A 15679-nucleotide genomic window follows, 5' to 3' on the forward strand; every position below is an offset into this window, starting at 1 on the left:
TTTATTTACTGACAGCAATACAGGGAGCCCTGCAGCTACACAGGGTTCCCTGTTTTTTGTACTATTTAGATGATATATCTTTTTTGGAGCTATCTAGCTCTGGGTTTACTTCTCCCTTAATGCCTTCGGGATGTAAACGCAGAATGGTTCGCTTTCAAGATAGTCCCCAGTCATCGCATAGGCCCTCGAACGGGATCCTCCGCATACGTGGCGGAATTCGCAGACACCGCACTTGCCCTTGTATTCATCCGGGTTGCGTAATGATTTAAACACTGGAGAATTCCGATAAATCTCGGCCAGCGGAGTTTCTCTTACGTTGCCTGCCTTGATTGGCAGCAGGCCGCTTGGGTATACATCACCGATATGGGAGATGAAAACAAACCCATTCCCATCATTTACACCTTTTGGCGCACGGCCAAGGCCGTCAATTGAACCTGTCAGTCCGTGTTCAGTCAATGCATCAAGGTATTCGATATCCCCTTTTTGCTGCTTGGCCTCACGCATTTTTTGCTGAATGACGACACGGCGGTAATGCTGGCCCGCAGTGGTTTTTATGTCAAATGAAACTCTTTTGCTCAAGTCATACAGCCAGCGGAAGACGTGCTCATGCTGTACCGGCGAAATCATATCGCTCTCCTGGCCCCTTCCTGTCGGGACAAGGAAAAAGACACTCCAAAGGACACACTCAAGTTCCTCCATCAATTGAGCCATTTCATCAAGATAATCGATGTTATAACGTGAAATAACCGTATTGATTTGTATCGGGATTTCAAGTTCATGCAAATATTTAATCCGTTCAAGTGTCAGATCAAAGGATCCGGCTGTACCCCTGAAATGGTCATGGACTTCAGCATTTGGACCGTCAAGGCTAAATGCCCAGCGGGAGAGCCCTACTTCCTTCGCCTTTTCAATTGCTTCTTTTGTGACATTCGGCGTTGCACTTGGTGTCATTGAAACGCGTACGCCTTTTTCGACGGCATATTTGGCGATATCAAATACATCCTTGCGCATGAGCGGGTCGCCGCCTGTAAAAACAAGCATCGGGTTTTGCATATCATATATTTGGTCAATAAGGTTCTTGCCTTCTTCAAAAGATAGTTCACGCGGGTCACGCATATATTGTGCTTCTGCCCTGCAATGCAGACACTTAAGCTGGCAGGCACGAGTCAGTTCCCATATAACGATGAAAGGATTTTCATTAAAGTCCCTCGCGAAGGGGTTCTTTTTCATAACCTGTTCAGGGTCGAAAGCCATATTTGGAATAAATGCCATACTAAAACGCCTCCTAATTGGCTTACAGTTACTAGCCTTGTTACTCGTATTATAAAACTGTCAGGATAGTGAAAATGTGAGGTACGTCACATCACTGGAAGTTTCTTTGACGTAATTGTGAAGGATGACAACATAAACAACATGTTTATATACTAAATATAAACATCATGTGATTGGACGATCTACCCGGTGACCTGCATTTTGATATATTTCAGCTTTTTTACGGAAGTGAGGACTTTTTGATGGGGAAAATTGCATTGTTTTTTCTGCTAAGTTTTTCATTAATTTTGAGCGGCTGCACCACAACGTATGACGAGGATTACACGAAAACTCACAAACAAATGCTTGATCATTTTTTAGGGGATTGGACAGTGGAGAATACCCAGGAGGAATTTCAGCCGGCTTCAGAGGCGTTAGAAGATGATGAAGAGTATATAAGTTGGGACATCCGCTATAAAGCCAGCGGCGGAAAGGAACAAACTTTCCATATTGTAAATAATGAAGGCATTCTTTATAGTCTGCACCGGCACTTGCTAACTCTTTACTTTTCAGAATTGAGGAATGAAGTAGGTACTATTCCCGATGCTACTCTCGATTTAGTGGATGCCCATCAAGCCGCAACGATAAATCAATTGGCTTACGAGCAAAACCCTGACAAAGTATTGGAAAATTACAAGGATGTATATGACTTTAAGAATTTTCAGCTCCAAAATGCACATTCTAATTCCGGTTATTATTTTAGCTTGAGTGTCGATGACCCTGCTTCACTAGAAGCAATGGAAGCAAAAATTCTCAGCATTATTCCAAATCTCAATATGGTTACCAAACAGCGCGGAACCACTACCATCTTTAACTATTATATAAATGGGAAGAACATCACTTTGTCTGAACATCCCTCCTATGATTATTCAACAATGGAATCAATGCAAGAAATACATATTTATGAAGAACTGCTGAGAAAGGGAACACCACATTACAACATAGAGGATTTGTATAAAGAATAATGATTTTTTAAAAAGCGTGCTACCTTTTGGTTCACGTTTTTTGTTTTTAGGGCTCGATTGGCTCAAAGATTATAGGCGAGAAAAACTATGTAAAGAATTTGTGCACGAGAGGAGTGGGATGAACAATATACGGAGGTCACTAATGAGTATTAAACCTGTAATGCATCCCGTTCTAAATTTAGGCTAATTCGGTACAAATTTAGTTTTAAAAATGCCTGGAGCAAATTTTGCCCCAAGCATTTTTTGGCTTAATTAATTCACTTATTGCGCTTTAGGAAATCGTCAATACTTCATAGCTGGCGGCAAGTTCGACAAATTCGCCCATTGTACTAATCTTGCCTACCGAGATGGCCTCGGTTAGTCCATAATGCTCAACACATGTTTTACAAGCAAGTATTTCAACGCCCTTCTGCTCAAGCTCCTTCAGGTGAACAGATACGAACGAATCATCTGTCATCAAATATACACCAGAATTCATGCAGAATACTGCCCTCGGTAACTCATCCCGCTGCTTTAGCAATGTGAAAAATGTTTCAAGGACATTTTCACCAAGCTGCTCATCACCTCTGCCAAGCTGGCTTGAGCTGGCTAGGATTACTTTGTTCTTCATTAGAATGACCCGCCTTCCGTCTGATTTACCTGATACCTAATGCGATTTTCGCATAGCGGGACATCATATCTCTGCTCCAAGGCGGATTGAAGACAATGTTTACCTCTGTATCCTTAACCTCCGGAATATCAGCCAGTGCACGCTTTACCTGGTCGACGATTGTTCCTGCGAGCGGGCAGCCCATTGAAGTCAATGTCATGGTAACCGTTGCAACGCCTTCCTCATCCATCTCTACATCATAAACCAAACCCAAGTTAACAATATCAATGCCCAGTTCAGGGTCGATAACAAGCTCCAATGCTCCCATGATACTATCTTTTAAATCCTGATCCATTTATATCGCTCCTATCATATATTTTTAAAAGCATTATTCCTTTTCTAGTCCAATACCCTGTTGAGATGCTTTTCATCCGCCATAATTCCAGATCCAAGGTGAAGGTCAAACCAATCGACAAGGCCGTATGTACCCTGCTTTGTCACCTTGTGCCCAACATGTTTTTCGGAAATAAACTTCAGAGCTCCCTGGCGTCCTTTATCCTCCTGCAAGCTTTGGTAAAACTCCCAGGCAAACCGGTGAGGAACAATCGTGTCGGCTTCACCATGCCAGAATAAAAGAGGTGTGTCTGCCAGTTTTTCGGGCTGAAGGGTCAGGTCATATTCCTTTAATGCCTCTAGCTGAACCCTTAACTCCTCTTCGGATTGGGGAAGGTTGTAGCCCTGCTTTTGTAGCTCGGAAACTTGCCAGTTAGCCATATCATAATAATTAGGGGAACCCATCAAACTTACTGCTGCACGAATCCAATTATACTGGGTCAGTGCGCCAAGTGTGACAATCCCGCCCATTGAAGTCCCTGCAAGCCCAATTCTCTCCGGGTCGGCAAGTCCTTTTTCAACATAATAGTCCTTCAGGCCATTTACTTCATGGATTGTATTTATTACAATTTCCCAAAAGCGAACAGATAACTCATTTTGGGACAGGCCCGCTTCACGTTCTCCATGATGGACTGCTTCTGGGAGGATAACGCGAAAACCTTTCTCAGCAAGCAAATAAGCAATATGGAGATTATTCTCCTTTGCACTGCCAAAGCCATGGATAAAAATAATAAAAGGCAGCTGTTCCGCTTGTAGGTGCTCATCAATCACATGCAGGACGGGAATACTGTTAACTACTTCCTTATTTATGCCAATCAAACGAAAAACCCTCCCACACATTTGGATTATATCGGATTTTAAATCCGTTTGGTGTGAATTTTTTTACACCTTGGCTGTTTTATTGGTAACATGTTGTTTATAGACGCTGTAACAAATGTCACCACTAGTTTATCATTTTTACAGCGGGAATCATAAAAAATACCCTTATATAAAAAGTTTGCACTAAGAAGGAGCTGCCATGACAGAAAAACACTTGATTGCACTTGATTTGGATGGAACGCTGCTAACGGATGATAAGGTTGTCTCCGATAAAACGAAAAATGTTCTGGCGAAGGCAAGAGAAGAAGGCCATATTGTGATGATTTCAACAGGCCGGCCGTATCGTTCAAGCGAGATGTATTACCATGAGCTTGGTCTTGACACCCCAATCGTCAATTTCAATGGCGCCTTCGTGCATCATCCTCTCGACCAAACGTGGGGAGCGTATCATACCCCACTCGATATTAAGGTTGCAAAAGATATTGTTGAGGCATGCAGGAACTTTACATTCCATAATATTATTGCCGAAGTTATTGATGATGTATATTTCCATTACCATGATGAAAAACTGATTGACCTGTTCACGTGGGGAAATCCAAAAATCACGTCAGGGGACCTTGCCCAAAAGCTTGAGGACTCCCCTACTGCGATGCTAATCCACAGCGAGGAAGAGGATGTTAAAAAAATCCGTGCCCATCTAAGCGAGGTGCATGCCGAGGTCATTGACCACCGCAGCTGGGCGGCTCCATGGCATGTTATTGAAATTATAAAAACCGGGATGAATAAAGCTGTCGGAGTAAAGCGTGTTGCAGATTATTATGGAATTCCAAAAGAGCGGGTCATCGCCTTTGGAGACGAAGATAATGACCTTGAAATGATTGAGTACGCTGGTAAAGGTGTAGCGATGGGTAACGCAATCGATGCACTTAAAACACTCGCCAAGGATATTACCCTGACCAATCAGGAAGATGGAATAGGCGTGTACCTTGAGAATGCTCTAAATTTGAAAACAAAAATCTATTAGATTTACCCTTGCCCTGCCATAATTGGCCGGGCTTTTTTCTTGTTTAAAAAGTCATTCTGTCATCGTTTTCCTATATAGGGAGTGCCCTATAAGCACATACTAACATTGAAACAGCTTGTCTGTTTCAAACTGTAAGCTCATAAATGGAGGGATACCGAATGGGTCGACGATCAAGGCGTTTTGTAAAGCAAGGGTCGGATTCAGTATCGAGGCATAGCCAGCGCATCCCGTACCATATGACGTTTGCCGAAGCCGAGGAACGCAAATTGGCAGATAACCGTGAGTCCTCGAACGGAGGTATATAACACATGGCCAATCAGCTTTTTCAACAGGCAAGGCATTTTACAGCAACTGCTCTGACTGCACCAACTGAAGGAAGGCAGGAAGCCATAGCCAAAGCGAAAAACGCTCTTAGCTCTGCATATGCCAACTCCACCAGGGCTGAGCAGATTCAGCTTGGCGAAATGCAATCAAGGCTTGATAACCTCGAATAACATAATTGCATGATGCAGCTAGCTGTACGTCAAATATGAGCAAAGGAAAAGCCGGGATATCCGTCCCGGCTTTTTCTGTCTAGCTCCACAAGGAAAGCTTCCCCAAAAATTGTATCGCACGAAATTACGCGTTAGCTCACAGGAGGAGCGCCTAGCCAGCGCTTTTCTTATTGATTGGTACCTTTAAATTGCTGAAGGACAATGGCCACAGGTTCTCCTGTTATTGAACCTCCAGGATTCTTTTCATACAAGTTTAGAATGAGTGTTCCGTTTTTTGGAAGCTTATTTGCAGGTATCGTCAGTGTTAATTCGAATTGTGCCCATTCAGGATATTTACTCCCCGAAACAACCTTCATCTCTTTAATCAGCTGATTGTGTCCATCCTCAACTGTATAAAAGAATTCCCCTGTCCGGGGCCTGGCCTTGCCAGAAACCGTATAACTGCCGTTTGAACCAGTTACTTTAATGGTATGAAAGACAGTGTTTTCAGACGGTTCTTCTGAACGTAGGTTGTCTCCGATTCCTGGAACCTGAATTTCTGTTTGCGCCTTCATTCCTTCAGGATTTACTTGCTTGCCATTGAACTTTACAGCTTTAATATGAACTGCTGCTTTATACAGTCCCTCTGGAACCCGTATTCCGTCCGCCGAATAGTTCCAAACATCCTTCCATTCCTTCGTCCCTCCTGCTGGAACTGTTACATTCTGGAATGCCTGGAGAAAGGCTTTACCTTTCGAGGAGGAGTACACTTCACTTCCATTCTTATCAAGAACCAAGACTTCATAAAACTCCGAGGTTGGAAATTCAAGTTTTGCTGGCCTGTCGGTAGGATTAAAGAGAATGATGCGGAATTGTGCAGCCTCCGCCCCAGGTTCGGCCTTGATTGATACTGTAACACCTGGTTCCGGGTTCTCTTGATTTTGGATAACTGGAATCCAGGCAGACAGAAGCAGCCAGGAAGCGATTAGCAGATTCATGATGATCCCTCCATATTTTCAAATTGACACCATTCATAGGTTCTTTTTTATAGGCCAAAAAAATACATCAGTCCCGCCGAAATAATCCCAGTACGGCGGTGGTGGGCATAATATTGGTAAAAGCATTAGGGTCTATTTCTTTAATAATCCGTTCAAGATCGAATAACTCATAACGGGTAATCACAACCATGAGGATTTGCTTGTCTTCATTTGTAAAAGTCCCTTTGGCTGGAATTTCAGTGATTCCTCTTACTAGGGTTGATTGGATCGTTTTGCTTAACTCTTGGCTTTTTTTCGAAACAATTAGCGCCGTCAGTTTCTGGGCCCGTGTGTGAATCGCATCTATCACTCTTGTGGAAGCATAAAGGTTCACAAGGGTATATAAGGCTTTTTCCCAGCCAAATAAATATCCAGCCGACAAAGTGATGATTGAATTTAGAGCGAAAATATAGATTCCAACCGGTTTGTCCTTTACCCTGGAGAGGACCATTGCAATGATATCGAGTCCCCCTGTTGAAGCGCCCCATTTTAACGTAATGCCAATGCCAACTGCAGCAATGACTCCACCGAAAACCGCATTCAGAAGGATATCATTGGATATATGCCTTACCGGGATGAGTTCAAGGAAAAAAGACATAAGGACAACACTGATAAAGCTGTAAATCGTGAAGGACCTCCCTACCTTTTTCCAAGCAAGGATGGTAACTGGGATATTCAATATAAGTACCAATAAGCCTGTTGAGATTTCAAAAGGTGTAATTCCGGTAAGAATCCTTGAAAGCAGCTGTGCGGCACCCGTAAATCCAGAAGCATACACATCGGCTGGAATTAAAAACAAATTCATGCCGATTGCATTAAGCAAGGCACCGATGATGACAATGAACAGTTTCTTTGTATGAAGCCAATTCATTCGTTCAGCCCCTTTCCATACTTACCTGTATAGTTCCCGTTTTCAGCTAAATATGTCCAAACTTCATTGTATTTTTTAGGTGAAACCGATAAACTGAAGAAAGAGAACAAGTTTGAAAGCAGGTGATAGTATGGCAGTAAGACTATTTGCGGACAGCGCATGTGATTTGCCACTGGCTTTTTATGAAGAGAATGGGGTCGGCCTTTTCCCATTGAAGGTCCTTCTTGACGGTGAAGAATACGAGGATGTGCGGACCATTTCCCCAAAAACAGTATTTGAAGCGATTCGAAACGGCAAGATGCCAAAGACATCCCAGGCCTCGCCTGCTGGTTTCGAAAAAGCATTTACCGAAATGGCAGAAAATAAGGAAGATGGAATATACATAGCGTTTTCATCCCAGCTCTCCGGTACTTACCAGACAGCAGTCATGGTCCTCGAACAGGTGAAAGAAAAATATCCTGATTTCAGACTGTCCATTGTGGACACAAAAAATGCTTCTCTCGGATATGGTCTTATTGTCCTTGGAGCAGCTAAACTCGCAGCGTCAGGGGCATCAAAAGAAGAAATTCTTGCCGATGTAGAATTCCGAAGCAAGCATATGGAAAGTTTGTTTACAGTCGAAGACCTCGATCATTTGGCAAAAGGCGGCCGTGTTTCAAAAGCGTCAGCATTCCTTGGAGGACTTTTGAATATTAAACCGCTGCTGAATGTTGAGGACGGCAAGCTTGTCCCGATCGAAAAAATTCGCGGTAAGAAAAAGCTATTGCGCCGTGTCGTTGAAGTGATGGGAGAGCGCGGACAGAATTTAAATCAGCAGGTAATAGGCATCAGCCACGCCGATGACCTTGAAACCGCAAATGAAATGAAGCAAATGATTGTTGATGCATATAGCCCGAGGGAAGTCTATATTACCGACATCGGCTCGGCAGTGGGCGCACATACAGGACCTGGAACTATTGCGATTTTCTTTCTGAATGAGCTCCGCCGTTCCTAATTTTTTTTGTAAAAGCGTTCTGCATACTCCTTTCCGGTTCTACAGACACTAAGTCTGTATTATCTGGAAAGGAGTTTTTACTATGCCCCACACATCAGACAATGACAAAAAAGCAAAAGACAATAACGCACTCCGCCACGAAAAAAACATGATGCGCGAAAAGAACCGTAAAGCCGGCAGGGATTCGTATTCCAAGAAGACCGATCATTTATAGTTAAGGAAGGCCCGGATATACGGGCCTTTTTTTTTTATACTCTGATTAGTACTAGAAAGTACTATTCACCAAAGCTGCACTTTTTCACTACACCTAACATGCACATAGTATTTTTTCACTAGCATTACTCAGAGACTCACTAGTCACATGCTATAAAAATGTAGTAATACTCTGAGTAGTACTAGAAAGTACTATTCATCAAAGCTGCACTTTTTCACTAAATCTAACCTGCAGGATGGCAATTTTTCACTAGGATTACTCAGAGACTCACTAGTCATACGCAATAAAAATCTAGTAATACTCTGAGTAGTACTAGAAAGTACTATTCATCAACGCTGCACTTTTTCACTACACCTAACATGCAGGATGGTAATTTTTCACTAGCATTACTCAGAGACTTACTAGTTACACCTTGCGAAAATATAGTAACACTGACAAACATCACATTGTATTTTCCTAATACAAATACTGAATACAGCACTTTTTAACCAACGAATATCCGTAAAAAAGCCGAACCCATAAATTGGATCCGGCTGCAACCTGCGCTTATTGTTCCTTTTTATACGTCCAGGCGCCTTCCTGATACACTTTGCCATCCTTCATTAATTTTCCAAGCGCCCGCTTGAATGCGCCTTTGCTCATCCCGAAACGCTCCTTGATATCATCAGGCTGGCTTTTATCGGTAAACGGCATCGCGCCATTACGAGACAGAAGGTAATCAAAGATGGATTCAGCATCATCTTCAAGTGAATCCTGTTTCCGCGCAAGCAAGGATACATTTACGGAACCATCCTCTTTTACATCAATGATCCGCCCTTCAACTTTTTGCCCGAGACGCGGTTCTTCGGCACGCTGTGATTCATGAATGAAGCCCCTGAAACCTTCGAGTGTATGGATCCAGCTTCCTACCTTCGCGGTCCTGTAAATATGACCCTGCACATTTTTATTAAAATCAGAGCGTGTTGCTTTTGCTGAAATCTCCTGGATGACTGGATCTGTTGCAAGCTTCGCATATAGCCTGTACTGGCGATTCACTCGGATTGTGGCATAAACCATATCCCCCACTATCGGCCAGATGGACTTGTGCGCTGGCAAATCCTCTTCGCCCAGCAAAATGTCCTTCTGGATACCGATATCCAGGAACACACCAATGCCTGGTTTTGTATCAACAACCTTCAGCCAGGCATACTCGCCTGCTTTAATCGAAGGCATTTTAGAGGTCGCGACCACCCGTCCATGAGCATCGGGGTATAGGAAAACCTCGACTTTGTCCCCTTCCTCATATTCTGACTCAGCTTCATTGCTGTGAAGCAGCACATCCTCTTCTCCATCGGTCAAAAAGAACCCGTAAGCTGCTTTCCTTGCAACATCCAATGTTACTATTTGTCCTACCTGTTCAATTAAAGCCATTATTGTACCTCCATCTATTTCTTCTGGGACCTGGTACGGCCGTTTGGCACTATCCCTCTCTTTTGCCATCTATTGTTTCACCTTCTATATTCTACTATAATGGAACATGGAAAGAAAAATCGTATCGGAGGTATTTCATGTCAAAAGATAGCTCATTTGATATTGTATCCAAAGTTGATTTTGAAGAAGTCAAAAACGCCTTAACTGCAACTGCCAAAGAAATCTCAACTCGCTATGACTTCAAAGGATCGAAAAGCCAGGTAACGCTGGATAAGGAAGAGCTTGTGCTTGTCTCTGATGATGAATACAAGCTGGGCCAGCTGAAGGATGTTCTGATTAGCAAACTGATCAAGCGCGGCGTGCCGATCAAGAACCTTGATTATGGAAAAATCGTGGGTGCCTCTGGCGGAACAGTTCGCCAGCGTGCAAAGCTTGTTCAGGGTATCGACAAAGACAATGCCAAGAAAATCAATACGCTTATTAAAAATAGCGGCCTTAAGGTGAAAAGCCAAATTCAGGATGACCAAATCCGTGTAACGGCAAAAAGCCGTGATGACCTGCAGAGAATCATTGCCGCAGTCAAGGAAGCTGACCTCACAGTTGATGTTCAATTCCTTAATTACCGCTAAATGTATTGTGTACAACCGGGATAAAATGTCCCGGTTGTTTTTATCTTTTTTTGACCTGTAAGCGGGCAGTTTTTTGAGGTCTCCATAAAATTACCTCTATAGCCGAAGATCAATTTTTAAGCATTACTCTTTTAAATACCCCAAAACTTTCCCTTCAATAGCCGATTTATCCAGTGCTTCGAAATATCTTGAGTCCGCCCCCCTAAACCAGTCATCACTCAGCACGAATACTAACTGACCCCCCCCTTCTTGATGAAGGTGGGCTAGCCACTTTTTTTCCGCCTGTTCCCGCCTTCATTAGCCGAATGAAGGTGGGCTAGCCACTTTTTTCCCGCCAAATGAAGGTGGGCTAGCCACTTTTTTCTGCCTGTTCCCGTCTTCATAAGCCGAATGAAGGTAGGCTAGCCACTTTTTTTCCGCCTGTTCCCGCCTTCACAAGCAAATTGGAAACATGCTCAATCCTAAAATTAGAGCTCTTCCGTTTTTTTCCACGTTAGTATTTGCCTTAAAAAAGGAAATATGGGGGTAGGACTAATTTTAGGAGGCTGATACGATGAACGAAGAAAAACTTCCAAAGAAGTTCCCGCCACAGGAACAGGAACACCAGCCTGGGGTTGAGGGAAAAATGGATCCGGAACCGATTTCGGTTGACCCTAACTACAAGGGCAGCGGAAAATTGAAGGACAAGGCTATCCTGATTACGGGCGGCGATAGCGGTATTGGTAAATCAGCGGCGATTTATTTTGCCAAGGAAGGCGCGGATGTAGCGATTGTTTATCTCGATGAAACATCAGATGCCGATGATACACGGCGCCAGATTGAGGATGAAGGGAGAAAATGCCTGCTTATCCCTGGTGATGTTGGCAATGAGTCATTTTGTAAGGTCGCTATTGAAAAGACAATTGAGACGTTCGGCAAGCTTGATGTCTTAGTGAACAATGCTGCGGAACAGCATCCGCAGGACAGCTTGCTCGACATTTCATCGGAGCAGCTTGAAAAGACATTCCGTACCAATATTTTCTCAATGTTTTATTTAACTAAGGCAGCTCTGCCACACTTGAAAAAAGGGGCTTCCATCATAAATACTGCTTCTGTGACGGCTTATGAAGGAAATCCAACACTTATTGATTATTCATCCACAAAGGGCGCGATTGTTTCCTTTACCCGTGCACTTTCCAATTCTGTTTCCAAAGATGGAATCCGTGTGAATGGTGTTGCGCCAGGTCCGATTTGGACGCCGCTCATCCCGGCAACATTCGATGCAGAAAAAGTTGCCAAGTTCGGGTCTGATACGCCAATGGGCCGCGCAGGACAGCCATTTGAACTTGCACCAGCCTATGTATTCCTGGCTTCCGATGATTCTTCCTATATTAGCGGACAAGTCCTCCATATTAACGGAGGAAAGGTCTTAAACGGATAACCACTAATTCACGAACAAGCCGCCCCACAAGGAGCGGCTTGTTTATATTTTTGATAAAATAATTCTTTCCCCGCTTGGCCCAGCCGAGGAGCTTCTTTCGACCAGATGATGCTTGATAATAATCCGCTTCGTCGGTTCTTCTGGCTTTTTGATCATTTGAATCAAGCTTCTGGACGCCTGGAAACCAAGTTCGAAGATATTGATATCGACTGAAGTGAGCGGCGGCCGGGCCATTTCTGCCAATAGGACATTGTTGAAGCTGACGACCGATATATCCTCAGGAACCCGGACACCCAGCTCATCCAGCATATTGAGAACACCCAGTGCCATGAAATCATCGGCAACAAGCATGGCCGTTGGCTGGTCAGTGTGTTCCATTAGTTCACGGACTGCCTCCATGCCGCCTTCCCGGAGGAATTCTTCATGGGAAACATATTCCGTCCTTAACTTAATGCCGAATCCCTCAAGGGCAAGCTTGTATCCATTCAGGCGGTCAATCGTGACAACGAGATCTTGGCTACCTCCAATAAACGCTATTTTCTGGTGGCCGAGTTCAATCAGGAATTCTGTTGCCTGTTTAGCTGCCTGGACATTGTCATTGTCTACATGGGTGATCTGTCCAACATCTTTATATGGCTTGCCGACAACCACAAACGGAAAATCACGTTCCATTAGATAATTAATGACTTTGTCCTTCACCTTCGAATATAGAAGGACGACACCATCGACACGCTTTCCCTGTACCATGTGAATTACCGCATCGAGGATTTCTTCATCCGTTCCTCCAGTGGTCATCTGAAGCGCATAATTTTTTGCCCTTGCCCCTTCGCTAATCCCTTGAAGGACGACAGGGAAAAATGGGTTCTGAAAACCAACATCAGCGGATGGCATGATTACACCTATTGCCTGTGTTGACTGGCTAGCCAGGCTCCTTGCGATAAAGTTTGGATGGTAGCCAAGCTTCTCCATAGCTTCTTTTACTTTTTGCTTTGTCTTCTCACTAATTCTGGGATTGTTGGCAATTACCCTCGAAACCGTTGAAGGGGCCACATTTGCCATTTTGGCTACATCTTTAATTGTAACGGCCATCTTACTCACCCCTTTCCAAAAGAAAATATCTAAAAATACACTATTTGCTGACAATACTATTTTTCAATAATTATAAACGAAATGCTATCGTTTTTGCCGTTTCTTCAAAGGATTTTTTTATCTGGCCATCCAACTTCATTGAAACTTCACCTTCAATACCGTGGATAACCAATTCGATTTCATTCCAGACAGGTTTGAAGCTTCCATCGTCGGTAAATGAAACCGAAACGATATTATTCCTCTGCTCAAAGGCAAACCTGCGTTTTATATAGCATCCTTCTTCATAACTGAATGTACTGCCATCATCATCGTAAACTTCCAATTCACTAAAAGAGCCTTCCTTATAATAAAGATGGATAATAAGCCGCTGATCTGGAAGAGATGCGGATAGCTTTGCATCCGTAAGCGCGAGAGCCGTTCCCTTTTTTATAAAAATCGGAAGTGTTTCAATCCCGGCGCTTGCAAGATGATGTGTCCCGCCTTGAACAGGTTGGTCAGTCCAATAATCCACCCAATCTCCTTCTGGCAGGTACACAGCCCTGCAAACCGCTCCCGGCTGCATGACTGGTGCAATAATGACGTTGTTTCCAAGCATAAACTGGTCAGAAATATTCCAGGTTTGCGGGTCGTCCGGATATTCCATCAGCAACGGCCTCATGACAGGTACTCCCGTTGCGTTAGCCTCCGCAAACAAGGTGTAAAGCTGGGGCATCCACTCATAGCGAAGGCGGATATAGCTCTTAATGATCTCTTCATATTTTTCCCCGAATGACCACGGCTCCTGCCTGACCGATCCAAGAACAGAATGATTCCTAAAGTAAGGAGTAAAAGCTCCCACCTGCATCCATCGTGTCAGGAGTTCTCCATTTGAATCGTGGGCAAACCCGCCAACATCCGGGCCGGCCAGCGGGACACCAGACAGGCCTAGATTCATGACCATAGGCAGAGACATTTGCAGATGCTCCCAAAAGCTGCGGTTATCCCCGGTCCAAACCGCGGCATAGCGCTGGATGCCGGCAAAGCCTGCTCTCGTCAGAACGAAGGTGCGCTTTCCCTTAAGCAGGTTTTTCATTCCATTATAAGTAGCTTCCGCCATCCTTAATCCGTACACATTATGAAGTTCTTTATGGGTTTTGGGGTTTCCATCGTTCTTATGGATGACATTCAGATCCATTGTTTTCGTCTCATTAAAAACCGCCGGCTCATTCATGTCGTTCCATATGCCTTCGATTCCTTTTTCAGTATAGAAATTATGCAGCTCTCCCCACCAGTCACGAACCTTTTTCTCCGTAAAATCTGGGAATGCGCTTGTTCCTGGCCAAACATCGCCGAAGTAAATATCACCTTCAATGTATTTGCAGAACTGGTCCATCCGTACCCCTTCAGCATACACCCCATATTCAGGATCCTTTTTTACCCCGGGGTCTACAATCGGGACAAGCTGGATGCCATCTTCCCGCAAATCATCAGCGAGTTTTTTCAAGTCTGGGAATCGCTCCTTGTCCGTTGTGAAAACTCTGTACTCATTCATATAATGTATATCAAGATAAATAGCATCGAGCGGAATGCCTTTTTCCTTAAAAAGCCGGGCAAGCCTTCTTACTTCCTGCTCGGATTCATAGCTATACCGGGATTGGTGATAGCCAATTGCCCATTTCGGCGGAAGCGGCATCCGCCCAGTCAATTTCGTATACTGTTCCATGACTTCTTTAGGCGTTGGCCCAGACAGTATATAATAGTCAAGCTGTCCCCCTTCGGCAGCAAATGAATAAGTTTTTCCATCGGTACCAAGATCAAACAACGTTCTGAATGTATTATCAAAGTAAACACCAAACGTTTGGCCACCCGTTAAAACCATGAAAAATGGAATAGACTGATAGAGTGCATTTGTTTCAGGATTGTGTGGTGCAAAAACATCACTATTCCACATAACAAGCTTCTCACCACGCTTGTTGAGATGGCCAGTTTTTTCGCCAAATCCATAAAACTGCGCATCTTCATTAAGCCTTTTCACACATTTAACTTCCTTATTATAAGAAGTATACATTCCGCCTGGCGTTTCTTCGGCAAGCACTGCGCCGTTCGAGTCCTCAACCTTAATCCTCAGCGGCGATTTTTCTATGATAATTTTCAATTCTGGAGTAGATAAGTTAAAACGATCATCTTCCTCGTTAAAGGTTACGTTTGTTTCTTCGCCCTGGAAAGTTACGGCCGGACTTGTTTCCTCTGAAGCATTATCGGAAAAGTTGGCTATGACTCGTACAGTTTTTTCATTATAAAATTTAATTTTCACAAACCCATTTTCAGCCTTCATTTCAAGCCCATGCTTCAATACTGTTTGCTCCACTACATTGCCGATATCGATGTTCTTAACAGCTAGTTCGGCCGTTTTCTTGCCTGGCTGTATTGCAAAACTTGTATCCAGCATTAACACCACTCCC

17 protein-coding genes are annotated in these 15679 nt (G+C 43.8%); 8 read left to right on the forward strand and 9 right to left on the reverse strand.

Features of this window, described 5'->3' with window-relative positions:
• Positions 1 to 105: 105 nt before the first annotated feature.
• Positions 106 to 1230 (reverse strand): TIGR04053 family radical SAM/SPASM domain-containing protein, encoded by a 1125-nt coding sequence (locus AM500_RS20360; RefSeq protein ID WP_053601812.1) that lies wholly within the window; start codon positions 1228 to 1230, stop codon positions 106 to 108.
• Between the two features lie 284 nt (positions 1231 to 1514).
• Between AM500_RS20360 and AM500_RS20365 the strand changes: the two genes are divergently transcribed.
• Positions 1515 to 2276, forward strand: coding sequence for a hypothetical protein (locus AM500_RS20365; RefSeq protein WP_053600874.1), 762 nt, complete (start codon positions 1515 to 1517; stop codon positions 2274 to 2276).
• A 271-nt stretch (positions 2277 to 2547) separates the two neighbouring features.
• On the opposite strand, the gene AM500_RS20370 is transcribed toward AM500_RS20365, so the two are convergent.
• The 3 genes from AM500_RS20370 to AM500_RS20380 are packed head-to-tail and all read right to left on the reverse strand — an operon-like array spanning position 2548 to position 4077.
• Entirely contained in the window at positions 2548 to 2886 is a 339-nt protein-coding gene (locus AM500_RS20370) for a DsrE family protein (protein WP_043933076.1), read from the reverse strand.
• A 25-nt stretch (positions 2887 to 2911) separates the two neighbouring features.
• Positions 2912 to 3220, reverse strand: coding sequence for a metal-sulfur cluster assembly factor (locus tag AM500_RS20375; RefSeq protein WP_053600875.1), 309 nt, complete (start codon positions 3218 to 3220; stop codon positions 2912 to 2914).
• Between the two features lie 44 nt (positions 3221 to 3264).
• Entirely contained in the window at positions 3265 to 4077 is an 813-nt protein-coding gene (locus tag AM500_RS20380; RefSeq protein ID WP_053600876.1) for a prolyl oligopeptidase family serine peptidase, read from the reverse strand.
• A gap of 199 nt (positions 4078 to 4276) precedes the next feature.
• On the opposite strand from AM500_RS20380, the gene AM500_RS20385 reads away from it, so the two are divergent.
• From AM500_RS20385 to AM500_RS20390, 3 genes are all read left to right on the forward strand, one after another.
• Positions 4277 to 5101 carry a Cof-type HAD-IIB family hydrolase gene (locus AM500_RS20385; protein WP_053600877.1) on the forward strand — a complete coding sequence of 275 codons (825 nt, stop codon included), beginning with the start codon at positions 4277 to 4279 and terminating at the stop codon, positions 5099 to 5101.
• 158 nt (positions 5102 to 5259) lie between these two features.
• Complete coding sequence (locus AM500_RS25975) at positions 5260 to 5406, forward strand: hypothetical protein (RefSeq protein WP_197282628.1); 147 nt, start codon at positions 5260 to 5262, stop codon at positions 5404 to 5406.
• Positions 5407 to 5409: 3 nt separating this feature from the next.
• Positions 5410 to 5595, forward strand: coding sequence for a DUF3813 domain-containing protein (locus tag AM500_RS20390; protein ID WP_053600878.1), 186 nt, complete (start codon positions 5410 to 5412; stop codon positions 5593 to 5595).
• Positions 5596 to 5762: 167 nt separating this feature from the next.
• Here AM500_RS20390 and AM500_RS20395 read toward each other — a convergent pair whose 3' ends face one another.
• Together AM500_RS20395 and AM500_RS20400 are read right to left on the reverse strand one after the other, a co-directional pair.
• On the reverse strand, positions 5763 to 6572 hold the full coding sequence (locus AM500_RS20395) for a BsuPI-related putative proteinase inhibitor (protein ID WP_053600879.1): 810 nt from the start codon (positions 6570 to 6572) through the stop codon (positions 5763 to 5765).
• A 67-nt stretch (positions 6573 to 6639) separates the two neighbouring features.
• Positions 6640 to 7482, reverse strand: a complete 843-nt coding sequence (locus tag AM500_RS20400; protein WP_053600880.1) for a YitT family protein — start codon at positions 7480 to 7482, stop codon at positions 6640 to 6642.
• Positions 7483 to 7612: 130 nt separating this feature from the next.
• Here AM500_RS20400 and AM500_RS20405 point away from each other — a divergent pair, with 130 nt between their 5' ends.
• Both AM500_RS20405 and AM500_RS25180 read left to right on the forward strand, forming a co-directional pair.
• Entirely contained in the window at positions 7613 to 8476 is an 864-nt protein-coding gene (locus AM500_RS20405; protein WP_053601813.1) for a DegV family protein, read from the forward strand.
• Positions 8477 to 8558: 82 nt separating this feature from the next.
• Positions 8559 to 8690 (forward strand): DUF3941 domain-containing protein, encoded by a 132-nt coding sequence (locus AM500_RS25180; RefSeq protein WP_077247798.1) that lies wholly within the window; start codon positions 8559 to 8561, stop codon positions 8688 to 8690.
• A 546-nt stretch (positions 8691 to 9236) separates the two neighbouring features.
• Here the strand turns inward: AM500_RS25180 and AM500_RS20410 are convergent.
• Positions 9237 to 10100: a CvfB family protein gene (locus AM500_RS20410; protein ID WP_053601814.1), complete on the reverse strand. Its 864-nt coding sequence runs from the start codon at positions 10098 to 10100 to the stop codon at positions 9237 to 9239.
• 137 nt (positions 10101 to 10237) lie between these two features.
• On the opposite strand from AM500_RS20410, the gene AM500_RS20415 reads away from it, so the two are divergent.
• Positions 10238 to 10729 (forward strand): YajQ family cyclic di-GMP-binding protein, encoded by a 492-nt coding sequence (locus AM500_RS20415; RefSeq protein ID WP_053600881.1) that lies wholly within the window; start codon positions 10238 to 10240, stop codon positions 10727 to 10729.
• A gap of 553 nt (positions 10730 to 11282) precedes the next feature.
• Positions 11283 to 12149, forward strand: a complete 867-nt coding sequence (locus AM500_RS20420; protein WP_053600882.1) for an SDR family oxidoreductase — start codon at positions 11283 to 11285, stop codon at positions 12147 to 12149.
• A gap of 42 nt (positions 12150 to 12191) precedes the next feature.
• Here the strand turns inward: AM500_RS20420 and AM500_RS20425 are convergent, their stop codons facing one another.
• Both AM500_RS20425 and AM500_RS20430 read right to left on the reverse strand, forming a co-directional pair.
• Positions 12192 to 13238: a LacI family DNA-binding transcriptional regulator gene (locus tag AM500_RS20425; RefSeq protein ID WP_053600883.1), complete on the reverse strand. Its 1047-nt coding sequence runs from the start codon at positions 13236 to 13238 to the stop codon at positions 12192 to 12194.
• 70 nt (positions 13239 to 13308) lie between these two features.
• Entirely contained in the window at positions 13309 to 15666 is a 2358-nt protein-coding gene (locus AM500_RS20430) for a glycoside hydrolase family 31 protein (protein ID WP_053600884.1), read from the reverse strand.
• Positions 15667 to 15679 lie beyond the last annotated feature (13 nt).

Origin of the sequence: Bacillus sp. FJAT-18017 (assembly GCF_001278805.1) — a bacterium.
GTDB lineage: Bacteria > Bacillota > Bacilli > Bacillales > Cytobacillaceae > Bacillus_D.

Excerpts from the sequence above, each read along its gene's own strand:
- AM500_RS20360 (WP_053601812.1), bottom strand. The coding sequence starts at position 1,230 with ATGAAAAAGAACCCCTTCGCGAGGGACTTTAATGAAAATCCTTTCATC.
- AM500_RS20365 (WP_053600874.1), top strand. The coding sequence starts at position 1,515 with ATGGGGAAAATTGCATTGTTTTTTCTGCTAAGTTTTTCATTAATTTTG.
- AM500_RS20370 (WP_043933076.1), bottom strand. The coding sequence starts at position 2,886 with ATGAAGAACAAAGTAATCCTAGCCAGCTCAAGCCAGCTTGGCAGAGGT.
- AM500_RS20375 (WP_053600875.1), bottom strand. The coding sequence starts at position 3,220 with ATGGATCAGGATTTAAAAGATAGTATCATGGGAGCATTGGAGCTTGTT.
- AM500_RS20385 (WP_053600877.1), top strand. The coding sequence starts at position 4,277 with ATGACAGAAAAACACTTGATTGCACTTGATTTGGATGGAACGCTGCTA.
- AM500_RS25975 (WP_197282628.1), top strand. The coding sequence starts at position 5,260 with ATGGGTCGACGATCAAGGCGTTTTGTAAAGCAAGGGTCGGATTCAGTA.
- AM500_RS20390 (WP_053600878.1), top strand. The coding sequence starts at position 5,410 with ATGGCCAATCAGCTTTTTCAACAGGCAAGGCATTTTACAGCAACTGCT.
- AM500_RS20395 (WP_053600879.1), bottom strand. The coding sequence starts at position 6,572 with ATGAATCTGCTAATCGCTTCCTGGCTGCTTCTGTCTGCCTGGATTCCA.
- AM500_RS20400 (WP_053600880.1), bottom strand. The coding sequence starts at position 7,482 with ATGAATTGGCTTCATACAAAGAAACTGTTCATTGTCATCATCGGTGCC.
- AM500_RS20405 (WP_053601813.1), top strand. The coding sequence starts at position 7,613 with ATGGCAGTAAGACTATTTGCGGACAGCGCATGTGATTTGCCACTGGCT.
- AM500_RS25180 (WP_077247798.1), top strand. The coding sequence starts at position 8,559 with ATGCCCCACACATCAGACAATGACAAAAAAGCAAAAGACAATAACGCA.
- AM500_RS20410 (WP_053601814.1), bottom strand. The coding sequence starts at position 10,100 with ATGGCTTTAATTGAACAGGTAGGACAAATAGTAACATTGGATGTTGCA.
- AM500_RS20415 (WP_053600881.1), top strand. The coding sequence starts at position 10,238 with ATGTCAAAAGATAGCTCATTTGATATTGTATCCAAAGTTGATTTTGAA.
- AM500_RS20420 (WP_053600882.1), top strand. The coding sequence starts at position 11,283 with ATGAACGAAGAAAAACTTCCAAAGAAGTTCCCGCCACAGGAACAGGAA.
- AM500_RS20425 (WP_053600883.1), bottom strand. The coding sequence starts at position 13,238 with ATGGCCGTTACAATTAAAGATGTAGCCAAAATGGCAAATGTGGCCCCT.
- AM500_RS20430 (WP_053600884.1), bottom strand. The coding sequence starts at position 15,666 with ATGCTGGATACAAGTTTTGCAATACAGCCAGGCAAGAAAACGGCCGAA.